General features: G+C 50.8%; 23 protein-coding genes. 17 read left to right on the top strand and 6 right to left on the bottom strand.

Annotated features, from left to right (window positions below; all coding sequences use genetic code 11):
• Positions 1-99: 99 nt before the first annotated feature.
• Positions 100-729: a PIN domain-containing protein gene (locus tag FO488_RS15930; RefSeq protein WP_149211461.1), complete on the bottom strand. Its 630-nt coding sequence runs from the start codon at positions 727-729 to the stop codon at positions 100-102.
• 439 nt (positions 730-1,168) lie between these two features.
• On the opposite strand from FO488_RS15930, the gene FO488_RS15925 reads away from it, so the two are divergent.
• The 5 genes from FO488_RS15925 (at position 1,169) to FO488_RS15905 (ending at position 5,524) form a co-directional block, all read left to right on the top strand.
• Positions 1,169-1,429 carry a hypothetical protein gene (locus FO488_RS15925; RefSeq protein WP_149211460.1) on the top strand — a complete coding sequence of 87 codons (261 nt, stop codon included), beginning with the start codon at positions 1,169-1,171 and terminating at the stop codon, positions 1,427-1,429.
• 148 nt (positions 1,430-1,577) lie between these two features.
• Entirely contained in the window at positions 1,578-2,099 is a 522-nt protein-coding gene (locus FO488_RS15920) for a hypothetical protein (protein ID WP_149211459.1), read from the top strand.
• Positions 2,100-3,292: 1,193 nt separating this feature from the next.
• Positions 3,293-4,099 carry a DUF5677 domain-containing protein gene (locus FO488_RS15915; RefSeq protein WP_149211458.1) on the top strand — a complete coding sequence of 269 codons (807 nt, stop codon included), beginning with the start codon at positions 3,293-3,295 and terminating at the stop codon, positions 4,097-4,099.
• Positions 4,100-4,198: 99 nt separating this feature from the next.
• The gene (locus tag FO488_RS15910; RefSeq protein ID WP_149211457.1) at positions 4,199-5,110 is read left to right on the top strand and encodes a DUF2971 domain-containing protein; all 912 of its coding nucleotides are present in this window, start codon (positions 4,199-4,201) and stop codon (positions 5,108-5,110) included.
• Positions 5,111-5,194: 84 nt separating this feature from the next.
• On the top strand, positions 5,195-5,524 hold the full coding sequence (locus FO488_RS15905; protein WP_149211456.1) for a hypothetical protein: 330 nt from the start codon (positions 5,195-5,197) through the stop codon (positions 5,522-5,524).
• Positions 5,525-5,619: 95 nt separating this feature from the next.
• Here FO488_RS15905 and FO488_RS15900 read toward each other — a convergent pair whose 3' ends face one another.
• The 5 genes from FO488_RS15900 to FO488_RS15880 form a co-directional block, all read right to left on the bottom strand.
• Entirely contained in the window at positions 5,620-7,770 is a 2,151-nt protein-coding gene (locus tag FO488_RS15900; protein ID WP_149211455.1) for a hypothetical protein, read from the bottom strand.
• Positions 7,771-7,774: 4 nt separating this feature from the next.
• Positions 7,775-8,020 (bottom strand): helix-turn-helix domain-containing protein, encoded by a 246-nt coding sequence (locus FO488_RS15895; RefSeq protein WP_149211454.1) that lies wholly within the window; start codon positions 8,018-8,020, stop codon positions 7,775-7,777.
• Positions 8,021-8,105: 85 nt separating this feature from the next.
• Positions 8,106-9,008, bottom strand: coding sequence for a hypothetical protein (locus tag FO488_RS15890; RefSeq protein WP_149211453.1), 903 nt, complete (start codon positions 9,006-9,008; stop codon positions 8,106-8,108).
• Between the two features lie 109 nt (positions 9,009-9,117).
• Positions 9,118-9,480: a hypothetical protein gene (locus FO488_RS15885; RefSeq protein WP_149211452.1), complete on the bottom strand. Its 363-nt coding sequence runs from the start codon at positions 9,478-9,480 to the stop codon at positions 9,118-9,120.
• A 57-nt stretch (positions 9,481-9,537) separates the two neighbouring features.
• Positions 9,538-9,975, bottom strand: a complete 438-nt coding sequence (locus FO488_RS15880) for a hypothetical protein (protein WP_149211451.1) — start codon at positions 9,973-9,975, stop codon at positions 9,538-9,540.
• Positions 9,976-11,294: 1,319 nt separating this feature from the next.
• On the opposite strand from FO488_RS15880, the gene FO488_RS15875 reads away from it, so the two are divergent.
• From FO488_RS15875 to FO488_RS15815, 12 genes are all read left to right on the top strand, one after another.
• Positions 11,295-13,229 carry a sulfurtransferase gene (locus tag FO488_RS15875; protein ID WP_149211450.1) on the top strand — a complete coding sequence of 645 codons (1,935 nt, stop codon included), beginning with the start codon at positions 11,295-11,297 and terminating at the stop codon, positions 13,227-13,229.
• 138 nt (positions 13,230-13,367) lie between these two features.
• Complete coding sequence (locus FO488_RS15870; protein WP_240731996.1) at positions 13,368-14,204, top strand: transporter; 837 nt, start codon at positions 13,368-13,370, stop codon at positions 14,202-14,204.
• 59 nt (positions 14,205-14,263) lie between these two features.
• Complete coding sequence (locus tag FO488_RS15865) at positions 14,264-14,566, top strand: DUF3343 domain-containing protein (RefSeq protein WP_149211449.1); 303 nt, start codon at positions 14,264-14,266, stop codon at positions 14,564-14,566.
• Positions 14,563-15,138 carry a sulfurtransferase-like selenium metabolism protein YedF gene (gene yedF, locus FO488_RS15860; protein WP_149211448.1) on the top strand — a complete coding sequence of 192 codons (576 nt, stop codon included), beginning with the start codon at positions 14,563-14,565 and terminating at the stop codon, positions 15,136-15,138. The genes FO488_RS15865 and yedF overlap by 4 nt, the downstream gene beginning before the upstream one ends.
• A 463-nt stretch (positions 15,139-15,601) precedes the next feature.
• On the top strand, positions 15,602-16,027 hold the full coding sequence (locus FO488_RS15855) for a rhodanese-like domain-containing protein (RefSeq protein ID WP_149211447.1): 426 nt from the start codon (positions 15,602-15,604) through the stop codon (positions 16,025-16,027).
• 34 nt (positions 16,028-16,061) lie between these two features.
• Positions 16,062-16,541 (top strand): cytochrome c family protein, encoded by a 480-nt coding sequence (locus tag FO488_RS15850; protein ID WP_149211446.1) that lies wholly within the window; start codon positions 16,062-16,064, stop codon positions 16,539-16,541.
• Positions 16,542-16,544: 3 nt separating this feature from the next.
• Positions 16,545-16,757: a hypothetical protein gene (locus tag FO488_RS15845; protein WP_149211445.1), complete on the top strand. Its 213-nt coding sequence runs from the start codon at positions 16,545-16,547 to the stop codon at positions 16,755-16,757.
• A 15-nt stretch (positions 16,758-16,772) separates the two neighbouring features.
• A complete protein-coding gene (locus FO488_RS15840; RefSeq protein WP_149211444.1) occupies positions 16,773-17,270 on the top strand; it encodes a choice-of-anchor D domain-containing protein in 498 nt (165 codons plus the stop codon).
• Between the two features lie 63 nt (positions 17,271-17,333).
• Positions 17,334-19,088, top strand: a complete 1,755-nt coding sequence (locus tag FO488_RS15830) for a UGSC family (seleno)protein (RefSeq protein WP_304598749.1) — start codon at positions 17,334-17,336, stop codon at positions 19,086-19,088.
• Positions 19,089-19,472: 384 nt separating this feature from the next.
• The gene (locus FO488_RS15825) at positions 19,473-21,341 is read left to right on the top strand and encodes a transporter substrate-binding domain-containing protein (RefSeq protein ID WP_168206067.1); all 1,869 of its coding nucleotides are present in this window, start codon (positions 19,473-19,475) and stop codon (positions 21,339-21,341) included.
• Positions 21,338-22,777: a sigma-54 dependent transcriptional regulator gene (locus FO488_RS15820; protein WP_149211441.1), complete on the top strand. Its 1,440-nt coding sequence runs from the start codon at positions 21,338-21,340 to the stop codon at positions 22,775-22,777. The genes FO488_RS15825 and FO488_RS15820 overlap by 4 nt, the downstream gene beginning before the upstream one ends.
• 624 nt (positions 22,778-23,401) lie before the next feature.
• Positions 23,402-24,964 (top strand): hypothetical protein, encoded by a 1,563-nt coding sequence (locus FO488_RS15815; protein ID WP_149211440.1) that lies wholly within the window; start codon positions 23,402-23,404, stop codon positions 24,962-24,964.
• Positions 24,965-25,043 lie beyond the last annotated feature (79 nt).

Raw genomic sequence — 25,043 nt, 5'->3', positions numbered from 1 at the left:
GCCACACTCCAGATGTCTCCCCCTGAAACAGAAAATCCCTCTTAGCCTTGTGCTAAGGGGGATTCGGTTTATTGACTGTTCTCAAAGACGGACTGGCGATCAGCGAACCTTTTTCTTGAGCTTTTTCAGCGATCCGTCAAAGGAAACGATCTCCAGTCCGCCTATTCGGGATTTGGCAACCAGGACGCAATCGACAATATCTAGGCTGTTTTCCCCGTAGAGTTTCAACGCCTCCCGCAAATCGGCCTTGTCCTGGTTGACGACGCCTGGATACCGCAAAATCCCGTCCAGATGCTTGACTATTTCAGCCTTCGGGACTTCATAGCGTTTCTGAAGCACATAAACACACTCGACCAAGACGCTTTCGAGTAACAAAGCGGCCTTCTCCCCTGATCGTAAGCCATCAAAAACCGACTTTACAGCCTCTGCTACATCGGGCCGGTTACCTAAAACGTAGATCAGAACCGCGTTGGCGTCAATGAGACTATCGGGATGCTTTGTCATTGGCAACCTCTGTCCAGACCTGATCGCGTATCTCGGCCCACGGCAAATCCGGCTTATTTTTGGCGTACTTCGCCAGCCCCCGGCCATATCCGGAATTGGCTGTACCGTGATGATGTTGCCGTTGACCTGGAATTCAATCGCCTTGCTATCGCCGATCGCCTCGCGTACTACACGGGGGAGAGTTACCTGCCCTCGGCTGGTTACAGTCGCAGATGCTGTAGTCATAGTGTTTACCTCAATTTGATTCTTGCATTATTTAGGTGTATTGTAATGCAGATTAAAGAAACGGACAACAAAAAAAGCAAGGTCTTCCGACACTTGCTAGAAGAACCTTTGTTGACCAGATGGTGGCTTTCTCTGTCAAGTTTACCCCTCGGCGGGTAGTGAGTCAGTTTCGGAATTTCAGTAACGGCATATTTTGTAACTTGCTAAAATTACTTGTGACTTAGAATTTGACGTCTGACCAAGGTTTCAAACTGACCCACTTCCCATAATCTGTTTCATTTTGCGGAGCCTTGATATAGGATTTAGCGTATGTCAAAATACGAAAAGCTACTTCAGAGGGTGGTTGACGCGCCGGGAAACCTCCGCACCAAAAATGACAAGGGGCCGCAACTCACGACCCCTTTTGCCTTGGATCACATTTCGAAGGTAGGGGGATTGCATGGAGAACATCACAACACGCATTATTGACGGCCCAAATTGCACTGAATTTGAAGGCTACAACGACTACATCGGCGTATGTTATGGCGACACCATAACTTTTAAGCGCGAGGGTGGCACTTATGAAGCGGAAGTCACCAACGTTGATGCTCGTAATACAGTATCCCCCAAAACCGGTGTAAAATACTTTGTTGAAATAACTGTGACGGGAACGCGTCGCATAAGCCCGCCGTCTATCTGGTCTCGCATACTCCACCTATAACCAAAGGGGCCGTGAAGTGCGGCCCCTCTTTATCTTGGTTGTACGGTAGCGTCCGGCGCCGGCTGGCCGAAACCCCGACGGGGGTTCGGGGGCTTGCCCCGCCAGAGCGTTAAACCGCCGGCTAATCATCATTGATCGCAGGGGCATTATGGGCATTATAGAAAATTGGACATGGAAAGGCTTTTTTGAAGCTGTTCAAGCAATAGGCGTCGTCGGCGGGCTATGCTTCGCGGGCTATCAGTTGCATTTGCAGACCAAAACAATGCAGGACGCGCAGCAAGTCAACTCTGCAACGTTCGTGCTGAAAATCAGCGACGAGTTTGACAAACCGAAGTTCCAGAAACTCATGGATGCGATTGATGACCACGCCAGCACATTTCCGATCATTAAAAAATTCGACGGCAAACTTACTGAAGACTACATCGGAAATTTTGAAACGCTTGGGAATCTGGTTGACGACGGCATCATTTCTGAACAAATGGCGTACGACGAGTTAAGCTATGAGCTGGAAAAAGCATGGTGTAATAACGATATACAAAGGCTTATCAAAAAAAATCGGGGTGCAGATAATTTAATTGGCCGAAATGCGATGTATAGCGGATTTGAACACCTCGCGAAAAGATTTCTCATGATAGATCATAAGACCTGTTCTGATATAGAGAAAGAATGAAAACGCAGACATAGTGGAATTGCGCGCTGGTTTCCTGGCTTTGAAGCTGGTTTCAAACCGGAAACAGCCAATTCGTTGAATAGCCTGTATATGTCTTACAGGAAAGAACATAGAGCTCGCATAAGGCGATGCCGAAGCTAACCACCATGCAGAAACACCGTCGGCCGGCACACAGGCAGGCGACACGGCTGGCGGCGTAACACTTCTACTTTCGGCCGCTTACGGCAGTCTCCCTCACTTTTTACGGCAAAACCCCTCACCACTCCTCCCCGGGAGGGAGTCCTCGGATTTTACGGTAGACCTCCTCACTTTGTCCCAGTTTCAGGGTGGTTTCCTTCACGTTTTACGGTAAACCCCCTCAGTCCGTGCGGCAGTCACCCTCATTTTTGGCTCGAATTTACGGCAAAACCCCTCACCTCCCCCGGGGTCCCTCGGTTCATCTCCCTGACTTTCTCGGCCTTCAGAAAAGCAGTATTTAGGACGCGGATTGATGTCTGGATGAAGGTAGCAGCCGGGTTGCCCGCGTAGCGGGCGGCGGGGGTGGTGGACCCGGCGACGTGCCGCGCCGGCTGATGCAGTTTACGGCCTGCGGCCGGATGCTCAGGTCCCTTGCCCTTTTTGATGTCTGCACTATATAGTGCTTTAAGTGCACATATATAGCGAGTTACTATATCATATACTATATAGTAACGCTTCATATATGAAGTATATATGGCGGGGTGAGTGTTAATATACAGCGCGTATATGAAGTAGTAACCACTCTTTTTCTACTATAAATTAGTACAAAATGTGTGGTTAAGTAGCAATATATAGCGTCATACTCGTCATATACACCGCATATAGAGCACGTATATAGCGTATATATAGCGTGATAGAGCGCATATATGACGCCTTTATGTAGTCTCAACTCTTTGATTTCATTCTGTTTTCACTGACGGCATGTACGGTTCTGAACCACATCGGAACGGCGAAAAAGGGCAAAAAAAGGCCCGCGCCGGAGGAGGGAATCCCGACGCGGGCATGGAAGTGCGTTCATATGCCTACCTATTAATATTTAAATTTACAGCCTACCAGAGAAGACGTATATTCCCGAAGAATTTAAGGTAAATATGAGACAGTGATTCCGGATAATATTCCTTATATAAGGAGCTTTTCTGCCCGTATAATTCCGAGTTAGATTGAGAATGAATACCATGAAAAAACCCGATCCAGAAAAGGATCTTCCAGCACTGCGAAAACATGTTGAAAGAATGATCGTCACGACTCAGAAAGTGATCGACCGGCCTTTAAACTATAACGAAGCAGATCACTATGCGTTCATGTTGCTCTGTTTTTTGATGAAGCAATCGGAACATGTTCGCTCCGTGGCTATTCTCGTTGATGCGGCGCAATATCGCGATGCAACTGCAATAGCTCGAATGATGCTTGAAGGAATGAGCACTTTGATGTGGGCCGCGTGTGACCGTACGAATCGGCCACTTCAATGGCGTGCATATGCGCTGGTTTCGGATTGGGAGCTTTTATGTGAAAAGAAAGCGAACGGAGAAGACGTTGACTTAGAGATGGAAAAACGATTGTGTGATCGACTGAAGCGGCATGGTCCAAAGTTTTTGACGAAACGGGCCAGAAGAGACGGTGCTAACGACACAGATTGGCGTTTTCAAAAGACATGGTTGCTAGATGCGGAGGGGAGTCACATAACTCGCAGCAGCATGTTTGAAGAAATCAAAGGCGAAAGTCTCTATGAACTCTATGAGGATTTTTCGCAGTGGCTGCACTGGACACCAAGGGCTCTTGGGGATTGCATTGTGCGCAACGAGGACGGCAGAACAGCATATAATCCCAACTCATATCGTCAGGCTGCTCAAGCACTTGTAGTCGCTTTCCTGACAACTCTTCAGACGCTGAAACTTGTGTATGAGCATTTCAAAATACAAAGCAAGCCCCCGCTCGACCAGTTGAAGATGGAGTTTCTTAAAGATATCGGTGTAGAAACATAACCAGATATTTAGACGCTGACCGGGGCTGAGAAGAACACCGGTGCGGGGCAAGGCCCGGCCCGTTGAGTGAAAAGTAAAAAATACTTCTAGGAGAGATGAATGGACGCCTCTGCCCCCCAAAAGCTTTACAAATACAGGAAATTTGACCTTTATTCCCTGAAAATGCTTACCAACGGCACCGTCTACTTCTCCGATCCGATGAACTTCAACGACCCGCTTGATTGCAAGCCTGAGATATTAGTAGATGTGGATCAGGATAGCCTTGAAGGGTTGTGTATGAGAATGACAGACCGAAGCTCGCAAATTCTTCACGAATGCAACTTGGCTGTCGGGTACCATCACGGTGATGCTACCGAAAAGGAAGCTTACCTTACATACTTGCTGGGGAACCGAGTAAAGGAGGAACTGCATTCAGAACTGAGGAAGAATGGAGTGCTCTCATTGGCTGAGAGTTGGAGCTGCCCGTTGATGTGGAGCCATTATGGCGATCAGCATAATGGAATCTGCCTTGGCTATGAGACCACTCGGTCCTCCTACGACTTGATGAAGAAGGTCGACTATGATGGGACGAGGTGTATAAAATGCAGCGACCTCGTGAACAGCTACGTCAATGACTGCAGTACAGCTAAAGAGAGAATAAAGGATGCGTTTTTCTTCACTAAAGCTAATGACTGGAAGTATGAGAGGGAGTGGAGGCTGATTTCTGACAAACCTGGCGAAGAAAGTAGCCCATTCGAACTCACTGAGATTTACTTTGGTATGAGATGCGATCACGCTGTTAAAGCCACGATTGTGAACCTAATGTCTGGTTTCGATATAGACTACTATGAGGTTTTTCCGAGGACGGACACGTTCGACCTGCAGGCGAGACGGCTTGATACAGAGGCTAAGCAGGATTTGAAAGCGCGGCCACCTCTACGATTCGTATTCGGCCTCGCTGATCGCCATCAATTCGGTTATTCACCAGTTAGTCTTTCAACGGAGTTGCCTAGCGACGAGGCGCTCCCGTGAGTAAAGACAAGACCCCAACAAGGGAGTTGGACCGGAACTGAAAAACAGCCGGCCAACTCCCGGCACGTTGGAAAAGGAAAATACATGGCAAAAAATATATCAGGGCGTTGTGTCAAATCGAGGGAGAAATGGGCCGACAGTTTGATGAGTGCTGGCACCACGATTCACACAACTGTAATCATAACCATTTTCGTCTCACCTTTGACCGCATTAGTAGGAGTTTTTTTTTCACAAGGTAAACTACCAGCACTGTCGGAACCTTTATTAAATAAGTTCCTTTTTTATGTACAGATATGGACTGTGCTGTTCTTCCCAATTGCGATTTTTTTGGGAATACGGCTCAAGAATAATGCTATGGATATTTACGATGACTTGTTTGAGAAGGAGATGTCCAAAGATATTAAATCTGAGTAAAAAGTGAACCCCTGTGGCTTTACATTATGGAAAAGGGGTCTCAACTGAGGCCCCTTTTCGGCTGGTACCTTATTTATTGGTTGTTATCTTTCCGCCTACAAAAGATCGGTGATTTTGGTGAGGTGGACAACGCCGTTCATAGTATCGACATCGACGACGTAAACCACGTTGACTATGGTTACCATTCCCCTGATTGTTGCTGGCGTGAAATTGCTGTAGGGACAAATCCAAGCAACGCCGTACCCCGTGCCGGCAGGGTTGGTAATTGTGGAAAATCTGGCGATCCCGCCGTTGCTTTCAAGATAAGTGGTTCCGAGATTTGCCCCATTTCCTGATGTGACATAATTCCCATATGACCACCCAACTTTCGTGATATCCAGCGAGATCCCCAGAGTGCCAGTGCTGATGTCAACTCGGCGGAGAAAGGTGTCAGCGGCTGGTGCATCTTGCGCCGTGTACCACAACCCGCTTGTATCAGCTCCGACTATAAGTTGATTGTTGGTCTGAACCGGGCCCCCAGAGTTAAAGACCCGGGTGGCGACGTAGCCGGTGGGGTTGACCCTGGTGAGATTCGAGTTTTTATCGAGGTAATAAACGTTTCCATCAGTTCCGAGTGCCGCCGCCCTGACGTTATCCGAAACCGAATTCAAAAGCGCACCGGAAAGTGGCTCAAACGTCCTGAGGAGCCCCATAGTGGCGCTCGTGACCCACACTCCCTGATTCGTCGCGAAAAGGCTGTCGGCAGGGTTCACATCCAAGCTCACCGAGAATCCCAGCGTGCCAGCGGATTTGCTATATTCTTCGAGGACGTTGCTGGTGCCATGGTAGGAGACATAAATTCCGGTCCCGTTCGCCGCTATGAACAGGCCGCTCTCAACAGTAGAATTGCCGGAAATCTGCTGCTGCCAGTTCATCACCCCGGCAGTTGTATAACTCGTGAGCCAGAGATTAGGTGTCGCGCCGGAGAGCACATATATGTTGGTCCCGTCCGTGGCAACCACCGCCGCCGTCTCCGCGTGTGCCGGCAGCGTCGCCCGCCAACTCTGCACCCACGCAGGCGCAGTGACAGTCACGATCGCGCCGGCGGCGTATTTGCCGGAAACGGCGTAGACATTGTAGGTACCGGCGGCGGAGGCGGAAAACGTCGTGGAAGCGGTTCCAGAGCCATTGGCCGTGACCGTCGCGCTGCCGAGGGTCCCGCCGCTGGAGGAGAAGGTAATGGTTTTACCGGAGTTGGCGGCGCCCATGCTGGCTGTGACCGTGATGTTGACCCCGGGCGCTGCGCTAGTCGCGGAAAGCGACATCGGCGCCGGGATCGCCGTGACGGCTGCGAGCTGCTGGTTCAAAGTAGTGATCTGATCGTTCAAGCTCGCGATCGTGGCGGCCTGCGAGTCGCCAGTGCCGGCCAGGGCGGCGATCTGGCCGTTCAGGGTCGTAACCTGGGCCTGGGCTGCCGCAAGCTGATTTTGGAGGTCGGTGTTCGTGGCAGCGGCAGTGGTAAGTTGGCCGTTCAGGCTCGCCACCTGGGCGTTGAGGCCCGCAACTTGGCTGTTCAGGTCGTTGGCCTGGCTCGTGAGGCTCGCCACCTGTGCCAGGGCGGCGGTAAGCTGGCTCTGGAGGCCGGAATTATCTCCCTGGGCCTGGCTCAATTGAGTCGTCAGGGACGCCACCTGGGCGACGGTCGCCGCAAGCTGGCCCTGCACCGAGTTCACCTGCCCGGTCAGGTCGGTGATCTGCTGGGCCTGCTGGGAGTTCGCGGCGTTCGCGCCGGCAAGCTGCATAGTGAGGGTGTTGACTTGCCCCTGGACCACGTTCCGCTGCGAGGTGAGCTGCGCAACGGCCGCCGAGGTCAGAATCCCCAGGTCGTCAGCGTCGCCAGCCAGTGCGGCGGCCACGCTCTGGAGCACTGTGACCTGGTCGGAGGCGGTCTTCAGTTTTGCCAGCTTCGCGGACCAGCTCACCGTCGAGGCACTGGACAGGTTCAAAAAGCCCACAGCGAGCTTTTGCAGATACGAGTCCGTGGACTGTAGGGACGTGATAGCGGCACCGATGCCGGCCTGATCGGCATCCGCCTGGTTCTTGGCACTGCTGAGCTGACCCTGCAGCGCCGCAACCTGGCTCTGCAGGGCAGCGATCTGGCCATTCGCCGTTTGGATCGCGGCCGGGTCCCCACCGCTCCCTCCCCCGCCGCAGCCGGCCAGGGCCAGCGCCAGGGTCGTCAGGATTGCCGAAAACAGTTTTCTCATGATTCTACTCCTCCTTTCCTTTGGTGTTGGTGGGCGTGGACGGCGGCGTGACGGCTGGGCGGCGGCCTTTGGCCAGGAAATCCAAGATTTCTGACCGACTGTAACGACGGGCGCCGACGACCTTGTACGACGGGATGACATTCCTTTTGGCCCACCCGGCGACTGTATAGGGACTAACGCCACACATCGCGGCGGTCTCGTGTTTGTCGATCAGGTCGGACGGCGGATAGGGGTCTCTTTTCTTCTTCATGGCTTTTTCCTCCTTGATGGAATTTTTGAGTTGTTAATTGATAAAGCGGCGTAGCGCGGAAAAACCAAAGCGGGATTTAGGGGATTTAGCACAAAACCTTCCTTCGGAGACTCTTGTCCCATACCGTCGTCCCGATCGGGATGGAATCTCCCGGGACTAGTTGTGCGGACGGATCGGTTCTTGGGTCAGTAAGGTAATAGTGATGGTGCACCTGAGGATTCCTGAGATTCGGGGCCGGGCCGTCCGGCTCAGCGGCGCTGTAATCATCTCGGATCGCAGCCCGCAGTAACTTTCCTGCCGGGGAGGGGCGCGCCGCGATGAGCCGGATGTTGCGGGCCACCCGCGCCGGATCAACATCGGCAGTTTGCGCGATCAGCTCGGCGTCCCGCCTAAATTGGCGCAGGTGGCCCGGGATTTTCTCGATGGCCGCCGTTACCTCTGGGTGGAGGGGTTGGGGGTTGGGGGAGAGAGAAGAGGGAGGGGCAGCAGCAGTGTGGTTGTCTCTGCTGCTGCTGTAATCTCCTTGGTAATTTTCTGCGTAATCTAATGTAGTAGTCTGCGGCTTTGCCTCATCCTTGCACGCGGCATTGCCGCAATCTTGCTTGCGGGAATCCCGCATCCTTGTTTGCGGCATTTGCCCATTCTGTTGATTTAATTGATGTTTCTTATATAACTCATTCACTCTTTTCAGATCGAGGCGATAAAAAAGTCGACAGGGGATACCTTTTTTTTGCTCGTGCAGTATCCCAGATTTTTTTAAATATTTACGGGCGGTTTCCTGTTCTTCGCGCGTTAACGCCGTTTCTTGCGTCAACTCCGCCTGTGATTTGTATATCCAGCCTTCTGGATCTTTGCCGCCTATTTTTGTCCAATAGTACAGTTGGCCAAATAAGACAGTGGCGGTTACACTCCCGCAAATCGGCACCAGTGCTGGGAAATACCGCACCTGTCTAATTGCGACATCGCCCAAAAAATCAGTAAGCTCCATATCATCTGCCCTCCTTTTTCCCCCAGATGCTTACCTGGAGGGCTTCCGCGTTCCGCGTGTTACATATAAGGGGTATCCGTAATAAGTCGTTGGTATTGAGTAACCGTATTTACACACTATGACCATCAGCCTCTTCAACATAGAACTTGAAATCTCCGAGGACTCGCTTAATCTCGCTCACAAAAAGGGCGTCTGCCTCTGCATCAAGCTTTATGGCCTTCTCCGCCTCACGCCAATCCATGTGGCCGCGATAGCTATGTGTGGGGGAAAAAAAGACATGCGAGCCAATGGAATCCGGCCCAGAGCCGCTGGGGATGAAAACTGAAATTTGAGGGTTATTCTGCCGAAACTGAACCCATGCATTATGGACCTCCGCCGACTGCCGAGCGTACCGCGCCAGATCGTCGGATGACATTTCCGCGTCAACTCTAAATGCTGTTTTGCCGGTGAAAGTATGGATTGTTATTTTCATCTGGATACTCCTTTTTGCGTAACTCAATAGAGTTTGAATTTACTCAACAACGAGATTTTACGGATACCCCATATAAGTCGTGCAGATTTCCCCGGCCTGCCGCAGGATCTGGCCGAGACGCTGCTCGCTGTATCCGAGTAGGGCGGCGGCCTCGCGGACCCCGGCGGCCTCGCCGCTCATAACCAACTCAATCGTCTTGGCCATCACTGCCAACTTAGGGTTGTCGCTGGTGCGCGGGTGGTTTGCTATCTCGACCAGCTCTGCCAGCCTCTCCCGCTGCTCGCGCCGGAGCCGCGCATCGGGGGTGTCGATGTTGGGGGTGTCGATGTTGGTGTCGATGTTGGGGGTGTCGATGTCGCGGTCGTTCAATTTATGGTCGTCCTCCTTTTTCTTTTTCAGGATCGAGAAACCAATCTGTACCGGCAGCGGCTGGGGGGTAATTATCACGCCGCGCTTGTGGTACCGGTACGCCTCCCCGCCAACAAACCGTCGCATATAACTAAAATTGATATTTCCATTCCTCCATCTCCCCGCGCGGTCCCAAGCCCGCACCGCCTGGTCTCTGGCGGCGGCGGCGAGATCCTCGCGATCCATCGCCGGCAGGCCGCCAAAGCACTTGTCCGCCACTAGGCGAGACAATCGGTCCATTTTTACTATCTTCTCATCCCGTTCATACCGTGCTGTAGTAGTAGCCATCGAATATACCCTCCATTACTCTAGATTAACCTCAGCAACCCATATTTGTCGTTTATCACCACAAAAAACGAATTTCAAGCACTTTTTTCTAATAAAAACAGCTATTTGTGGACAAATTAACGGAATTGTGTTATCACCCCACAGAATGCAATAGTTGTTTTTCAATATGTTGTAAGGTTGAAAATGGCGGGAGATATCGCATTAATTGCTTTTTGTCCACAGTAAAAAAATTCGTATCTACATTGTTGCTTAAAACCATTTTACTTTTGACAAAAACAAGTAAATATGTTACTCAAGACTAGTAGCACTATATTCCAACAAATAGATAAAATTTTGACACTAGTTGCCAAATTTTTGACAAAAGGATATTTTTAAACGCATTTGCCATTACTGTAAATGCACTACTGATCTAGCTTTGTGGGGATTTTGAAGGTTGAGGGGAGCAGCGGTGTCCAGGCGTCAATTCTGTGAAAACTGACGCCTGAGATGGATGGGTGGGAGAGGGGAAAAAGGGAGAAAAGGCCCTGCGGGTAACACTATTCTTTGATTTTGTCCAGATTATGTGTTATTTGATTCTCAGTTTTTCCGTGTGATTTGGCTTAACCACAGATTAAGCCACAAAATAAACCACAGACAAATATGGCAGGGTTGTAATACCCTGATATCATGCGATAAATTGATTGGGAGAGCGAATCTCACCCTTTCCGCCATAACTGATCAATATCTTTGCGATATTATAGAAGAGGCCACCGGCAGCAGCTCGTGGCCTCTTTTGCTCGACGCGACTCTGTGATCGCCGCCGTATCCCCCGCCCCATGTCTTCCCTGATCATCTTTCCCGAGTAATTCGAAAATATCGTTCAAAATTGTACAAATGATAAAAGTTATAATGCCATAGCTACGGTTATGGCATTTTTTTGTGTCTTGTTAAGGCTGCCACTGCAATGAAACGGTTAAGTCGTAATATTGCCAAAGGTATTTTAATAATAAATAGTAAACTCAAATTGCATTAAATATTTGAATATGGCTGTACTATCGCCATGTTATTTGCTTATAACGTCCATTGGCATCTGAATTGCTAAAAATGCTTTGCTTTTATTGAAAGGGAGGAACAGGAAAATGAAGCAGATTTGGGGTATGTTTGTCCTCGTGATACTTGGTGCCGTATTGCTCAGCGGGTGCGGCAGCTCTTCAGGTAGTAAGGTCAGCGCCGTGCCGACCCTCTCGGCGGCCATGAGCGATTATCCCAACGCCGGTCTCCTCGTGTCGGCAGCGTCACTGCAAAACAGCCTGGGTGCCAAGAAGCTGATTGTCATCGATACCAGGGCGGCGGCGACGTATGCCGCATCCCATATCCCGGGAGCAATCAACCTCAACTGGGCGGACTACCGCGACGGGAGCGCCATGGCGTTGAAACCGCTCGCTACCTTGCAGCAGCAGTTGGGTGCGGCTGGCATCAGCCGGGACGCAACCATCGTCATCTACGATGACACCATCAATTCCTGGGGTGCTGCGGGACGTATTTTCTGGATGCTGGACTATCTGGGATGCGACGATATCCATATTCTTAACGGCGGCTGGGACACGTGGTCGGCGGATAAGCGGCCCGTACAGGCGGGGGCGGTTACGCTTGCCGCGGCCACGTTCACCGCTGCGACAAACTTGCGTACCGACATCTCGGCGCTGAAGACACACATCGAGAATCGTCTGGGCAATAGTGATTTCGTGGTGCTTGATACCCGTACCGATGAGGAATACATGGGGTGGCAGCTTTATGGAGAGGCGCGGCCGGGGCATATTACCGGTTCGGTCAATATTCCCTATGCCAGGTTCTACAATACGGATGGCTCCACCCTCGACTACAAGAACCTGAAGGCACTGTTCGAATCAAAGGGGATAACAAGCGACAAGGAAGTCGTTGCGCATTGCACTTCCGGGATTCGGAGCGCCTATGCCTATTTCCTGATGCGGCTCATGGGGTATTCCCGCTGTGCCAACTACGATGGCTCCATCAAGGAATGGGCGGCCACAAGCCCCGACCTGCCAATGGAGTATGCGGCAAACTACAAGCAGGTGGTTTACCCGGGATGGGTCCAGACCCTCATTTCAGGCGGTACGCCGGCAACATTCCCGTCGGGGAACAATTATCAGATATTCGAATGCAGTTGGGGGACAACTTCAGCCGCATACAGTGCCGGCCATATCCCGGGCGCCATCCATTTCAATACGAACAATGTGGAGGCCCGCAATTACCTCGACCTTACAGCAGCCTTCCCGGTTACCGACGCCAACGAAATCGTGTGGGACCTGGTGCCGGACAGCCTGCTTGAAGCGCGGCTTGCCGCCATGGGGGTGAGCAATACGACGACCGTCATCGTCTATGGCGCTGACGCCATTGCCGTGACCCGTGTCTACTGGGCGCTTCGCTATGCCGGAGTCGACGTCAGGTTCTTGAACGGCGGGTTGGGGTACTGGACGGCAAACGGCGGCGCAACCGAGACGGCCGCCCATTCCGCAACGGCCGCAAGCTTTACCATCAATCCGCAAAGCGGGCTCAAGGCGCTGACCCCCGAAATCAAGACGTATGCCGATTACTACCGCTCAAACGGGACATTGGCCGCTGGAAAGGTGCTTGTTGATGTCCGCGGCATCCAGGAGTATACGGGCGAGATTACCGGCTACAGTGATGCGAACCTGACCCGCAAGGGCCGGATACCCGGCGCGGTGTGGGGCTACGATGCCGACAGTTCGAGCGGGTATTATCTTGATAGCGACTCGACGTTGCGCAGTTACACCGAAGTGCGCGACATGTGGTCTGCCAAGGGCATCACTGCCGACAAGACGGTTATTTTCTACTGCGGGACCGGGTGGCGTTCGACCCTGAGCTTCCTCTATGCGGACCTGATGGGGTGGCCCAATATCAAGAATTACGACTCCTGGTATGTCTGGAGTACCTTCTATGAGCTTGCAACCGGAACGATTCACCGGGATGCCCCGTTCAATGATTCCAACATGCCGATAGACACCGGATGGTCGTTGCTGACGGCCTTATAAATGCTTGGCGGAACGTTGTACGGTTCCCGTTCTGCCGACGCCATCCCCGCCGGTTGGCAATCGCCTCAACCGGCGGGGAATGAGGCGTTGGGCGTTTTCCTTTTTTCATGCGCATTGAATCGCTTGCGGAGGTCATGTGTGGATCAACTCTATTTGAAGACAATCATGCCGGTGCTGCTTGTTGCCGTTTCGGCCGCCACGGCTTTTGCCGGCGCCTGGACCGAACCACGGGGGGCATTTTACGAGAAGCTTTCCTATAACTATTACTACGCCCATGAAACGTTCGATGGTGGCGGCAACCGCGCCGGTACCGCCGGCAACGGGAAATTCACGGACAACAACATCAGTAACTATGCCGAATACGGCCTGACCGATGACCTGACGGTCATCAATGCGCTCACCTACAAGTGGCTGGAAAACGAGAACGATGATTCCCGGGCCACCGCCGCCGGCATCGGCGATGTCGATCTGGGGGCACGGTACAAGCTGCACGAAAGCCATGCCGGCATCGTCTCCGCCCAGGTGCTGGTCAAGATTCCCGGCACCTACGGGAAGAGCGATCCCCTGCCGCTGGGCAACGGCCAGGTGGATGCCGAGCTGCGCTTTTTGTACGGCCGTTCCCTCTACCCGTTCATTCCGGGATACGCCAATGTGGAACTCGGTTACCGGTGGCGCACCGACGGTCCCGCCGACGAGTTGCGCTACCTGGCCGAGTTTGGGCTGGATTTCACCAAAAGCGTCTACGGCCGGGTGAAGCTTGACGGCATCTACAGTATGGACAACGGCAGGAAGCTGGATGGCAGCGGTAATCCCACCGCCACCAACAACTTCGACCTGGGCAAGCTGGACGTGGCTGTCGGCTACAAGATCGGTCCCGCATGGGGGCTGGAGTTGAGCTGCCGGCCCGACATCTATGGACAGAATACCGCGGCCGGCACCAACTACAGCCTGGCCGTGTACTACAAGACCCCCTAGGGGGGGCCAGACGCGGGTGCGGTATGCCTCACCCGGAGCTTACGAACGGATAATGACCCATGGTACGAGAAGGACATGTGTTGGCGGTGTTCAATTCCAGTCACCGCGTAATGAAGGCCGAGGGCATTCTCAAGGCCCTCGGCCTGACGATTCTGCTTGTCCCGGCCCCTCGCCAGCTTCAGACTGATTGTGGGCTGGCCTTGCGTTTCGGAGCCGATGCCACGGAGCAGGTAATGCAGGTCCTGCGGCAGGAAAAGCTCTTGCCGGCCTTTGCGAGCGAGTTCAGGGGCGGCCGTTTTGTTACGGTCTATGAGTGCGAAGCGGGCATTATCAACCATGGCACGCGAGGAGTTGGTGCATGATTACCATTGATTGCAGGAATCTGGCCTGTCCTGCCCCGGTCATTAAGGTCAAGAAGGCCCTGGAGACGCTGACGGAGCTGCGGGTTGTGCTGGATGACGGTGCTCCACGCGAAAATGTCACCCGTTTTGCCCATAATCGGGGATGCCAGATCCATGAGGAGCGCGCCGATGATGCGTGGGCGCTGACCATTCACGCCAGTGGGCAAAGTCAGAGGCCGTTCGGAAACCTTGCCGACAGCGAACGTATACTGCTGATCACATCCGATCGCCTGGGAGACGGCCCTGAGGAGTTGGGGCGATTGCTGATGCGGAATTTTATTCACACCCTGCTTGAGCTGGACAACCTCCCCTCCCAGATGTTTTTTGTCAACACCGGCGTGCTGCTCACCACTGAAGGGTCAGAGGTGCTGGAGGCCTTGGAAAAACTGGCGGGTATGGGCGTAGAAGTCCTCTCCTGCGGCCTTTGTCTGGATTTTTTCAGGCTCAAGGACAAACTGAAAGCGGGCAGCACTACCAACATGCTTATGATCGCGGAAACTCTCCTCTCGGCAAGGCCGGTGCTGCGCATCTAAAGCGAGGTGCCGGGGCTTGCCTTTACGATGCCGTTCAGATGCCGAGAAAAGCATAACCCAGCCCTGGCCGCCTCGCGTGTCGACCGCGGCCACGGCCCGCTCCGGCGCGCTGCCGTTGCCGTGCCCACGGCGCGCCTGGTTCTCTTGAAAAACTCCTTCGATTACACAACATCGTCACCTGCCGTGCCGATAATGCCTTGACCCCCATTCTCTCCCTCGCCTCATTTCGGGGCTCCGCACATAACGAAGTCCGGAGCTCCTGTCTCGACGATAACCGCAGTTATGCCTCCATGAAATTGGTTATGAACTCCCGGGCCGTTCAAATTTGCAAAGTAGTGTGATTATACGTTGTTGCGCCATTCGTGCGGCTGGCACCGGAATTGCTGAACTACCGGCATGGGGCTTGGGCGGGAGCATTTCGCCCAGTGGTTCCCACAAACAAATCGTAGGGGAGGATCGTCAAATGAAGCGGAGGTTGGTAACTGTGTTGTTAGTGGTTTTCGGGCTGCTTTGCGCGCTCGGTGTGCCGGTGGCGTTTGCGGGGCATCCCGACATACCACGGATCACCATTGATGAGTTGAAAACCCTGATCGACAAAAAGGTAGACGTTGTCATTCTGGATGCTCAGCTCAAATCCATTTATGACGCCGGTCATATTAAAGGAGCCATCTCATTTCCTTGGAAGGCAGATCTAACGGATTCTGATGTGAGTGAAATACCGAAGGATAAACTGGTAGTCACTTACTGTGACTGCGGGCCGGGGGAAACCGACAGTTCTGACTTGGCTTTCCAGCTGCTCGGTCTGGGGTTTCCCGATGTAAAGATACTGCTCAACCCCGCCATCAGGGGCTGGAAAAAATTGGGCTATCCGCTTGAAGGCGGAAAGTAGCCAGGTACCCACTCGAATAAGGAGCATTAACGTTATGGTCAAGAGAGCAGCATGTTTGACGGCGGCATTCCTGCTGGCAATGGCGGTTCATGCACAATCGGGTTATTCGCAGCCTGCAGCAGACGAATATGCCGGCGTGGAAACCTGTGCCGGTTGCCATGAAGAACTTGTGGCCGGTTGGAAGACGACGCGCCACGCCAAGGCTTTTGCCACGCTGCAAAAGAAGCATCAGGAGACACTCGGCCATTGCCTGAAGTGTCATGTCACCGGTTTTGAAAAAGAGGGCGGCTTTATGGATGGGGAACTGACTCCCCACCTTGCCGGCGTCCAGTGCGAAGTCTGTCACGGCGCCGCGGCAGCCCACGCCGCCAATCCCGACAGCAAAAAGGGCCTCGTTGCCCGCCCCGGCGAGGATACGTGCCGGGAATGCCATACAAAGGGGCAGGACCCAAAGTTTGATTTTCACAACAAAAAGCTGCTGGTACATGGAGCAGCCAAGAAAGGAGGCAAGTAGAGCATGGGTGATTATTTGAAGAAGGCATGCTGCCTGTTGTTTGCCCTGACCACGCTGGCGGCGGCAAGCCCGGTGTTTGCTGCGGACGTGCTGCACATCCAGCCGAAGCAGCATGATTGCGGCCTGGTGGATGAGGGGGTGCCGGCAACCATGACGGCTGTGGTCGAGAACGTCAGCGGCAGGGATGTTCATGTCAGCAGCGTCAAAACCAATTGAGCATGCACGGAAAGTGTGCTTGGAAAGCACACACTGAAGGCTGGAGAAAAAACTGAGCTGAAGGTGACGTTTGCCACGAAGGGGGCGCCAGGCCCGTTTGAGAAAATCGTGACGATAGACGTGGACATTCCCGAACCGCAGCAGATAGAAGCGGTCATGACCGGCACGGTGAAGGAAGCGCCCGGTGCCAAACTTACGGTATCGCCGCGCAAGCTGGACGTCGGCAGCATGAAGCAGGGGGTTTCAAAGAAGCTGAAGCTGACGCTCTCGAATACCGGAGAACTGCCGCTTGCCGTCAAGAAAATTTTTCTGAAAGGCGGCTCGACGATGTATTTCGATGGCGCCAAGCAGGGTGATGCCATTGTCGCAGCCGGCAAAACGCAAAGTATGGAGATCGAATATACCCCTTCCAAGCCGGGAGCCCTTAAAGACGTCATCCTGATCGAGTCGAATGCCAGGAATGCCCCCAAGGGCGGCGTGGCAATCATGGTTACCGGAAAAAGCGAAGAGTGAAAATAGAAAGCAGTACCACATATCACATCCCGTAAGGGACATCACACAAGGAGGAAAGAGAGTATGCGACAACGATCAGTAGTATCCTTTCTGGCGGCGCTTGCCATCGGCGCGAGTTCGTTCGTGCCATCGTCGGCGGTTGCCAAGGAGGCAGTGCAGGAATGGGAGTTCCTGAATCCCGCTGGGGTGGTTGAGGTCAAACCGGCACAGCTTGCCCCGCGGATCACCACGCTTGAGGGAAAGACCATTGTCCTGCGTTGGAACAATAAGCATAATGGCAACAATTTCCTGGACAGGATTGCAGAGCTTTTAAAGGCGAATGTCCCCAGTGCCAAAGTGATCAAGCTTTATGAAGTTGATCCGTCTACCATAAAAATCAGTGGGTCAGTGGAAGAGTCGGCTCGCATAGCCAAGGTTATAAAAGGTCTGCATGCTGATCTTGTGATCGGCAACCAAGCCGATTGAGGGTCGTGCACCTCATGGCTGGTGGTCGACCAGTCCCAAGTAGAAAAAGTAGGTATTCCCACTGTAACCATAGCATCCGATCAGTTTGTAGGGTTGGCAAAAGGTACCGTAAAGAGCACGGGTCTTCCGGATATGGCCTTTGTAGAAGTGCCACATCCTCTTGGCATGATCCCGTTGGAAGAGATTCGTGCCAAAGCCGATGAAGCATTCCCCAAAATTGTGCAGGCGGCGACACATTGGAAGCCATTGGCCGCGACTGCCCAAGATCTCACGCCTCCTTATCCCGCTGAACGGATCAAGTTCAAGGGGACCTATGAGGCGCTCAACAAGATGTTCTATGACAAGCATTGGTCGATAGGCTTGCCGATAATACCACCTACACCTGAAAAAGTTGCAGCAATGCTCAAAGGCACGACCCACAAACCTGATGAGGTCGTGTGGGCTGTGCCGCCACGAATGGGGCAATTGACCGTAGAACTTGTGGCGGCTTATGGCGTGATGGCAGGTTGCAAGCCAGAGCATATGCCGTTACTGTTGGCTGTCGTCAAAGCCCTCAGCCATCCGGATTATGACTGGAGAGGAAGTACTACGACCACAGCGCCGACAAACCCGGTGGTCATCATTAACGGACCTATACTTGACAAGCTGCGCATAGGTTATTCAACCGGAGTGCTTGGCGGTGAACAGCCGGTCAATGTGGCCGTTGGGTACTTTATCAACCTGGTCGGCGATGTTGTCGGCGGATCGACTCCTCCTGCGATCGACAAGAGTTCGCAAGGCAGCCGTGGCGATCTGGTAGCTGTAGTCATCGGCGAAAACGAAAAGCAGAACCCATGGGGACAATCCTATGCGGTCGAGCAAGGCTTCAAGCCTACCGACAACGTTGTTACTGCCTATTCGGCTTATATGGGAAGCAACAACGTTGACCATACAAGTGTCAAGGCGCAGGAGTTGCTTAATACCCTGGCTGCTGGCTTGGCCGGCGCTGCAACAGGTATTACGAGCTGCCTGACGCACTTCGACAAAGGGTATGATATAACAAACAAAGTTAAGTTTGCCTTCCTCTTTTTGGGGCCCGAACATGCGGACACTATCCATAAGGAATTTCAAACAAAGAAATCAGCTTCGGAATACCTTGTAAAAAAGACCGTGTTGCCGTTCTGGATGTATGCCCCTGATCTGTGTAAACCACCAAAGGAATTCGGGCCTTATGACGCGAATACCATGGTTCCCCGGTTTACAGGGCCGGAACAGGTTCGCTTGGTCGTGACGGGCGGCCCGGGAAAACAGTCGCAAATCTGGCCGACATTCACAACCGTAACAAAGCCTGTCTCGGTGCTAATCGAAAATTAGAATCGTTGTCGGTCTGATAGTTGAGCGGGGGGGTCTTGTACGACCCTCCCGTTCAGTTGTTCCGGGGAAGGTTCTTCGCCGGCATGCGCTCCCTTGTGCAAATTATGTAAATGTGGCCCATAGGTGCCTGGCGCGATAGTCCAGTTTTGGAGCATTGTTACGTTTGCGGGCGTTGATTTATGTTATAAAATTTTATAAAATCATACTTAATGTTCTGTAGTGCCCAGAATATATCAATGGCCTGTTGACGCTAATGATTCGATTCCTCCCGGTTGAAACAGGAAGTTATTGCGATCCACCACACTCTGTGGCGAACTGGATGTCATTTGGTCTCTCGCTGCTGAGGATTAGTGGATTCATTTTCTACTATAAAGTGAGATGCTGGTGGTGAACTACAACTTTATCAAAAATATTCCGTCATCCACAATCAACACACGCCTTTGCTCAATTTCAGTTGTATATCCAGATATTTCCCCAATTTCGAGAATGCAGAATATGTGTACTTCGATAAAGCCGGCGATATGCCAAGCTATTGCAATAATATTTCTTGCATTGTCGTGCTGTGGAGAACTCCATGCATCTGGTGAACATCTGGTTCAAGAAAACAAAACTATTATTGTCGGGGCCAATATTAACTACCCTCCCTATGAATTCCTCGATAAAAATGGGAAGTTGACCGGATATAATGTTGACCTCTATCGGGCAATTGCAAGAGTGATGGGTCTAGACATAAAGTTCTCGTATGGTCCCTGGCACGAAAAAATGAAGGATCTCCAACAGGGCAGAGTCGATATCCTCATGGGGTTGGGGTACACGCAGGAACGCACAAAGTTGATGGATTTTTCTCCACCTCATACGATAATTAACGTTTCCCTGTTCGGTCGATCTGGGACGCCTAAAGTTAAGTCGATTAAGGAGCTGAAAGACAAAAAGGTCATAATCTTACGGGGTGGCAGGCTGCACGAATATGCCATTGAACAGGGGCTGACCGGCAATTCCATCGTGCTTGTCGATAATTATGCCGATGGCCTGAGGTTGCTGGCTTCAGGCCATTACGACTATGCGCTTTTTCCAAAAATGACGGGAATATTCGTCGCTCAGGAGTTGGGGCTTGCCAGTATTAAGCCTATTAACGAAATATCAGAAGTCATTGAGTACTGCAGTGCCGTTAAAAAAGGGAATCGCGAGCTGCTTGCACGATTTGCAACGGGTATGGCGATTCTCAAAAAGACGGGGCAATATAAGGATATTCACGATAAATGGCTCGGTGTACTTGAGCCTCGCGGCATTCCTTTAAAGCGAGTCATAAAGGTAGGGTCGATAGTCGGTTTCTTCCTGTTGGGCGGGCTCCTGCACTCGTTTGTTTGGTCCGCAATGCTGAAAAGGCAAGTCGAACAACGCACATCGGCACTTTCTCTTGAGGTAAAAGAGCGTCAACGGGCTGAGGAGGAGCTGCGCCGCAACCAGGAGCAGCTGGTACAGGCAAGCAAGATGGCCGCCATTGGTACGCTCGTTTCCGGCGTGGCCCATGAAATCAATAATCCTAATGGTTTGATTTATTTGAATGTGACTATGCTGTCCGATATGTACGAAAGCATAAGGCATATTATGGAGGATAAATTTGCTAAGGATGGCGATTTTATCGTTGGAAAATGGCAATATTCCGAGGTAAGGGAGAACTTGGAACAATTATTGAGTGAAACACTCGATGCCTCAAAGCGCGTAGGACGTATTGTTGAAGATTTAAAAAATTTCAGTAAACGCGATAATTCAGAATTGAATGAAATAGTTGATATCAATTCAGCTACAAAGTCGGCAATACGGCTTATTTCAACATCAATCAAACAATCGACAGATTTTTTCTCTGTCTCTTATGATGAGAAAATTCCTAAAATACGTGGCAATATGCAACGCATTGAACAAGTTGTTGTCAATCTTATAGTGAATGCCTGCCAGTCTCTTGCTGGTCGCGATAGAAGCATTACCGTGATGACCCGTTATGATTATGACCATCGGATGGCTGAACTTGAAATCACGGATGAAGGTGTCGGCATTGCTTCAGATCAGCTCCAGTACATCGCCGATCCTTTTTATACCACAAAACGTGAACAGGGGGGCACAGGCCTTGGGCTCTCGGTGAGCAGCAAGATCGTCAAGGACCACGGTGGAATCCTTACCATAAATTCATCAGTAGGAAAGGGCACTACAGCCATTTTGTCACTCCCGATTTATGAAAGCGGAGACATCTCATGACAAGAAGTCTTTATCCCCACTTCCCGGTTTTGCTTGTTGATGATGAAGTGCCATGGTTGCGTTCTTTGAGCATGGCGCTTCACGGGAGCGGCATCAACAATATCATCCAGTGTCAAGATAGCCGTCAAGTATTGGATGTCATAGGACAGAAGGGGGTCGGACTCGTTCTTCTCGATCTCACGATGCCCCATATTTCGGGAGAAGAACTTCTCTCGGCAATCTCAGAATCCTATCCATCGGTTTTTGTCATTGTCATTACCGGCCAAAACCAGGTTGAGGATGCCGTGCGCTGTATGAAAGCTGGAGCATTCGATTATTATGTGAAGGCCGGTGACACAAATCGCGTTATCACGGGGATATTGCATGCTGTTCGCATAATTGAGTTACAGAGGGAAAGTCAGGATGTGCGCACCAGGTTGCTGACCGATCGGTTGGAAAGGCCTGAAGCGTTTGCGGATATTGTGACGACAAGCAAGAAAATGTTCTCAATTTTTCAGTATATGGAAGCCATATCGGTTGGTAAGCAACCTGTGCTGATTACTGGCGAGAGCGGAGTAGGAAAAGAGTTGATCGCAAAGGCTCTCCACAAGGCATGTTGCTATGACATGCCAATGGTCTCCGTAAATATAGCGGGACTTGATGACAATATGTTTGCCGATACCCTGTTTGGTCATAAGCGTGGTGCCTTTACCGGTGCTGATGATTTTCGCAGAGGGCTTGTCGAGCAAGCGGATGAAACAATATTGTTTCTGGATGAGATTGGAGATTTAAGCCCTGCATCACAGGTTAAGCTGCTGAGGCTTTTGCAGGATGGGGAATATTATCCTGTTGGCAGCGATCAACTGAAGCGGACAAAAGCAAGATTTGTGCTGGCTACCAATCATGATTTATTGAAAAAACAGCAAACTGGAGAGTTCAGGAAAGATCTTTTTTATCGTCTGCAGACCCATCATATACACGTGCCGCCACTCAGGGAACGTAAAGAAGACATCCCTTTGCTACTGGAACATTTTGTAAAAGAGGCGGCGCGTGAGTTCGGCATGAAACATCCCCCGGGAATCCCAAAACAAGTCCTTGCCCTATTGTCTCGCTATACTTTTCCGGGCAACGTCCGTGAACTGCGATCCATGGTCTTTGATGAAGTGTGCCGCAATAAAACGATGCTGTCCGTCGATGAGATCAAGTATCTCATCGAGCTGCGGCAGGAAATGGAATTCAGTTCCGATACCACAGTGCTGGGAGAGGATTTAATCCTTCAAGCGTTTCTCGGCGCCCAGCGGTTACCTACTTATGCGGAAGTTGAGAATATTCTGACTGAGGCGGCGTTAGACAGGGCAGGTGGAAACCAGACACTTGCCGCTAGAATGCTTGGCATCTCTCAGCCTGGGCTCAGCAAGCGTATTCATTCCGGCAAAAATTGCGCGAGAAAACAGTAGATTGTTTACTGAAATACGAATTAATTTTATGTGATATTTTACAAAATATTATTGCTTATCTGTTGCAATATAAAAGGCAAACATTATATTTATGTTTGCCTTTTATATTGCAACTATTTTTTTAACTGTTTAAGCAGCTAATGGATATATCTGGCACCATAGCTATGGTTATGTATGATAGCCATAGCTATAGTAATACTAAAGTATTATAAAATAGCATCTTTGTTCTGCTCTGACGCATCGTTGCCATTCCAACAGCTATTGTCTACTGTCTGTGCAATAACTCCTTCCTTCAAAAATTTAATCAATATCAGTATGTTAACTGTTTTGGGCCGTCTGGCATCCGAATTGCTGAGGTATTTGTAATGCCGAGAGATAGGCGATTTTCTATCGCTTCCAGCTCTGCCGCAATGGCGCCCTCACGTTTCTGTGATGGGGCATTGCGGAAGCATATATATGGAAGGGCAAAGAATGCTGCTGGCTGCTGCCTTTATGCTCAGATTTCATGAATAGTAACATACAAATTAAATCGTACTAAAACTATTTGAAAGGAGGTATTTGATATAATTAATTGGGTGTAAATTGAATTATAATTGGTATTAATAACAATTAAAGGGGGATAACGTGAAACAATTTTGTGTAGTAAATAAAATATGTACAGTATTATATTGTGTAATGTTTGTGTTTACTTTTAAAGCAATGCCAGCTTTTGCATTTGAAAATGAATTTCATGGTTCTTATACGTTGAAATACTTTGTTACCAACTATGAGCAGGCCAGCTCGGGTTATATTTTATCTGGGGCTACGCCATCACTCCCGTCTGGAAACTCAACGAAAAATCTTCGTGCGAACAACTATTTTGAACAGCGTGCCCGCCTTCATTATACGGCAAAAGCCAGTGACGATCTGAAATTGGTAACCGCTTTTGAGATTGATTCAGCCTGGGGCGACAAAGCCCAGGGAAGTTTGACGGCAACAAATTCAAGTGCGACTTCTCAGACCACGACAGCCGCTTTTCGAAATTCAGGCGGTGCCTTGGAGTCTGATGCCGTAAATCTTGAAACCAAGTGGGTCTATCTGGATTTTAAAATTCCCTCAATCCCCACCCGGGTAAAGGCTGGGATTCAGCCATTCAAGGACTCAATTAAAGGAATCATGTTCAATTTCGATGGCGCCGGAATCCTGGCATCAACCACGCTTGGTGCGTCTGCGATCAACACCGCCTACATCCGTGGCTATGACGAATCCTTCTTCAGTGCCGGCACGCCGATCAGCCAGGCAAATGTGCGCGGCAATCAAAATCTGGATATCGGCGTTGCCGAGTTCGGTTATGCCCTTAATAAAGATACGAAGTTGGGGGTTGTCTACTACCTCTATGCCGATGGTCGCCCTCTCTATCTCTCTTCGACTGCTACGACTGCGACAGACACCTCTACCCAGATCCATGCCGTTGGCCTGACTGGTGACGCCAAGGTTGGCCCGGTGGCACTGAGCGGTTTTGCCGCCTATCAGGGAGGTGTCCTCAGAAACATTAACAGTGCCGGCGACAGTGCTTTCCTTAACGCTTTCGCTTATAACGTAGCCGCTAAAACGCAAGTCGGCCCCGGCACTTTGAGAACAGCTCTGCTCTTTACCTCTGGTAATGACAATAATGCCTCGACTTTGAAGAGTAAACATCTGACAGGGTGGGTTGGGGTTAACCAGTCATTAAACGCAACTTGGAGCAGTACATCAATAAACAGCTACGATGAGAGCTCCATGATTCTGCTCAACAGGAACGCTTTGTCTACAGGAACTACTACTGATTATGCAATAGTATATAATATTGGCAATGGAACCAATACTGTAAATTCTCAAGGGCTCTATCTCTATACGCTTGGTTATGATGCTAATATTACGCCGAAACTTTTTGCATCTGCCAATGCTGGTGCTGCCTGGGCAGCGCATACCAATGCACTCAAACCGACTGACAAAAGCAACAATATGCAGAACGCAACAAACTATATTGGAACTGAGATAAACTTTGAAGCTAAATATAAAATATATGAGAATCTTAGTGCAAAAGTACAGGCAGCATATGTATTTTTAGGTGGTTATTACAAAAATTCTGTCAAAGATACTAATAATTCAGCTACGGATCCTGATAATCCGTATACGACGCGATTGGTTCTTCAATATGTATTTTAGCGGGTATTAATATATTTGAGAGTGACTCATGTACATAGAGTCACTCTCAAATACTCTACACAGCAGAAGTGCCCGATTG

This window comes from Geobacter sp. FeAm09 (assembly GCF_008330225.1).
Taxonomy (GTDB): Bacteria; Desulfobacterota; Desulfuromonadia; order Geobacterales; family Pseudopelobacteraceae; genus Oryzomonas.
The sequence above is the reverse complement of the archived record's forward strand: the minus strand, read 5'-3'. Positions and strand labels throughout refer to the sequence as shown.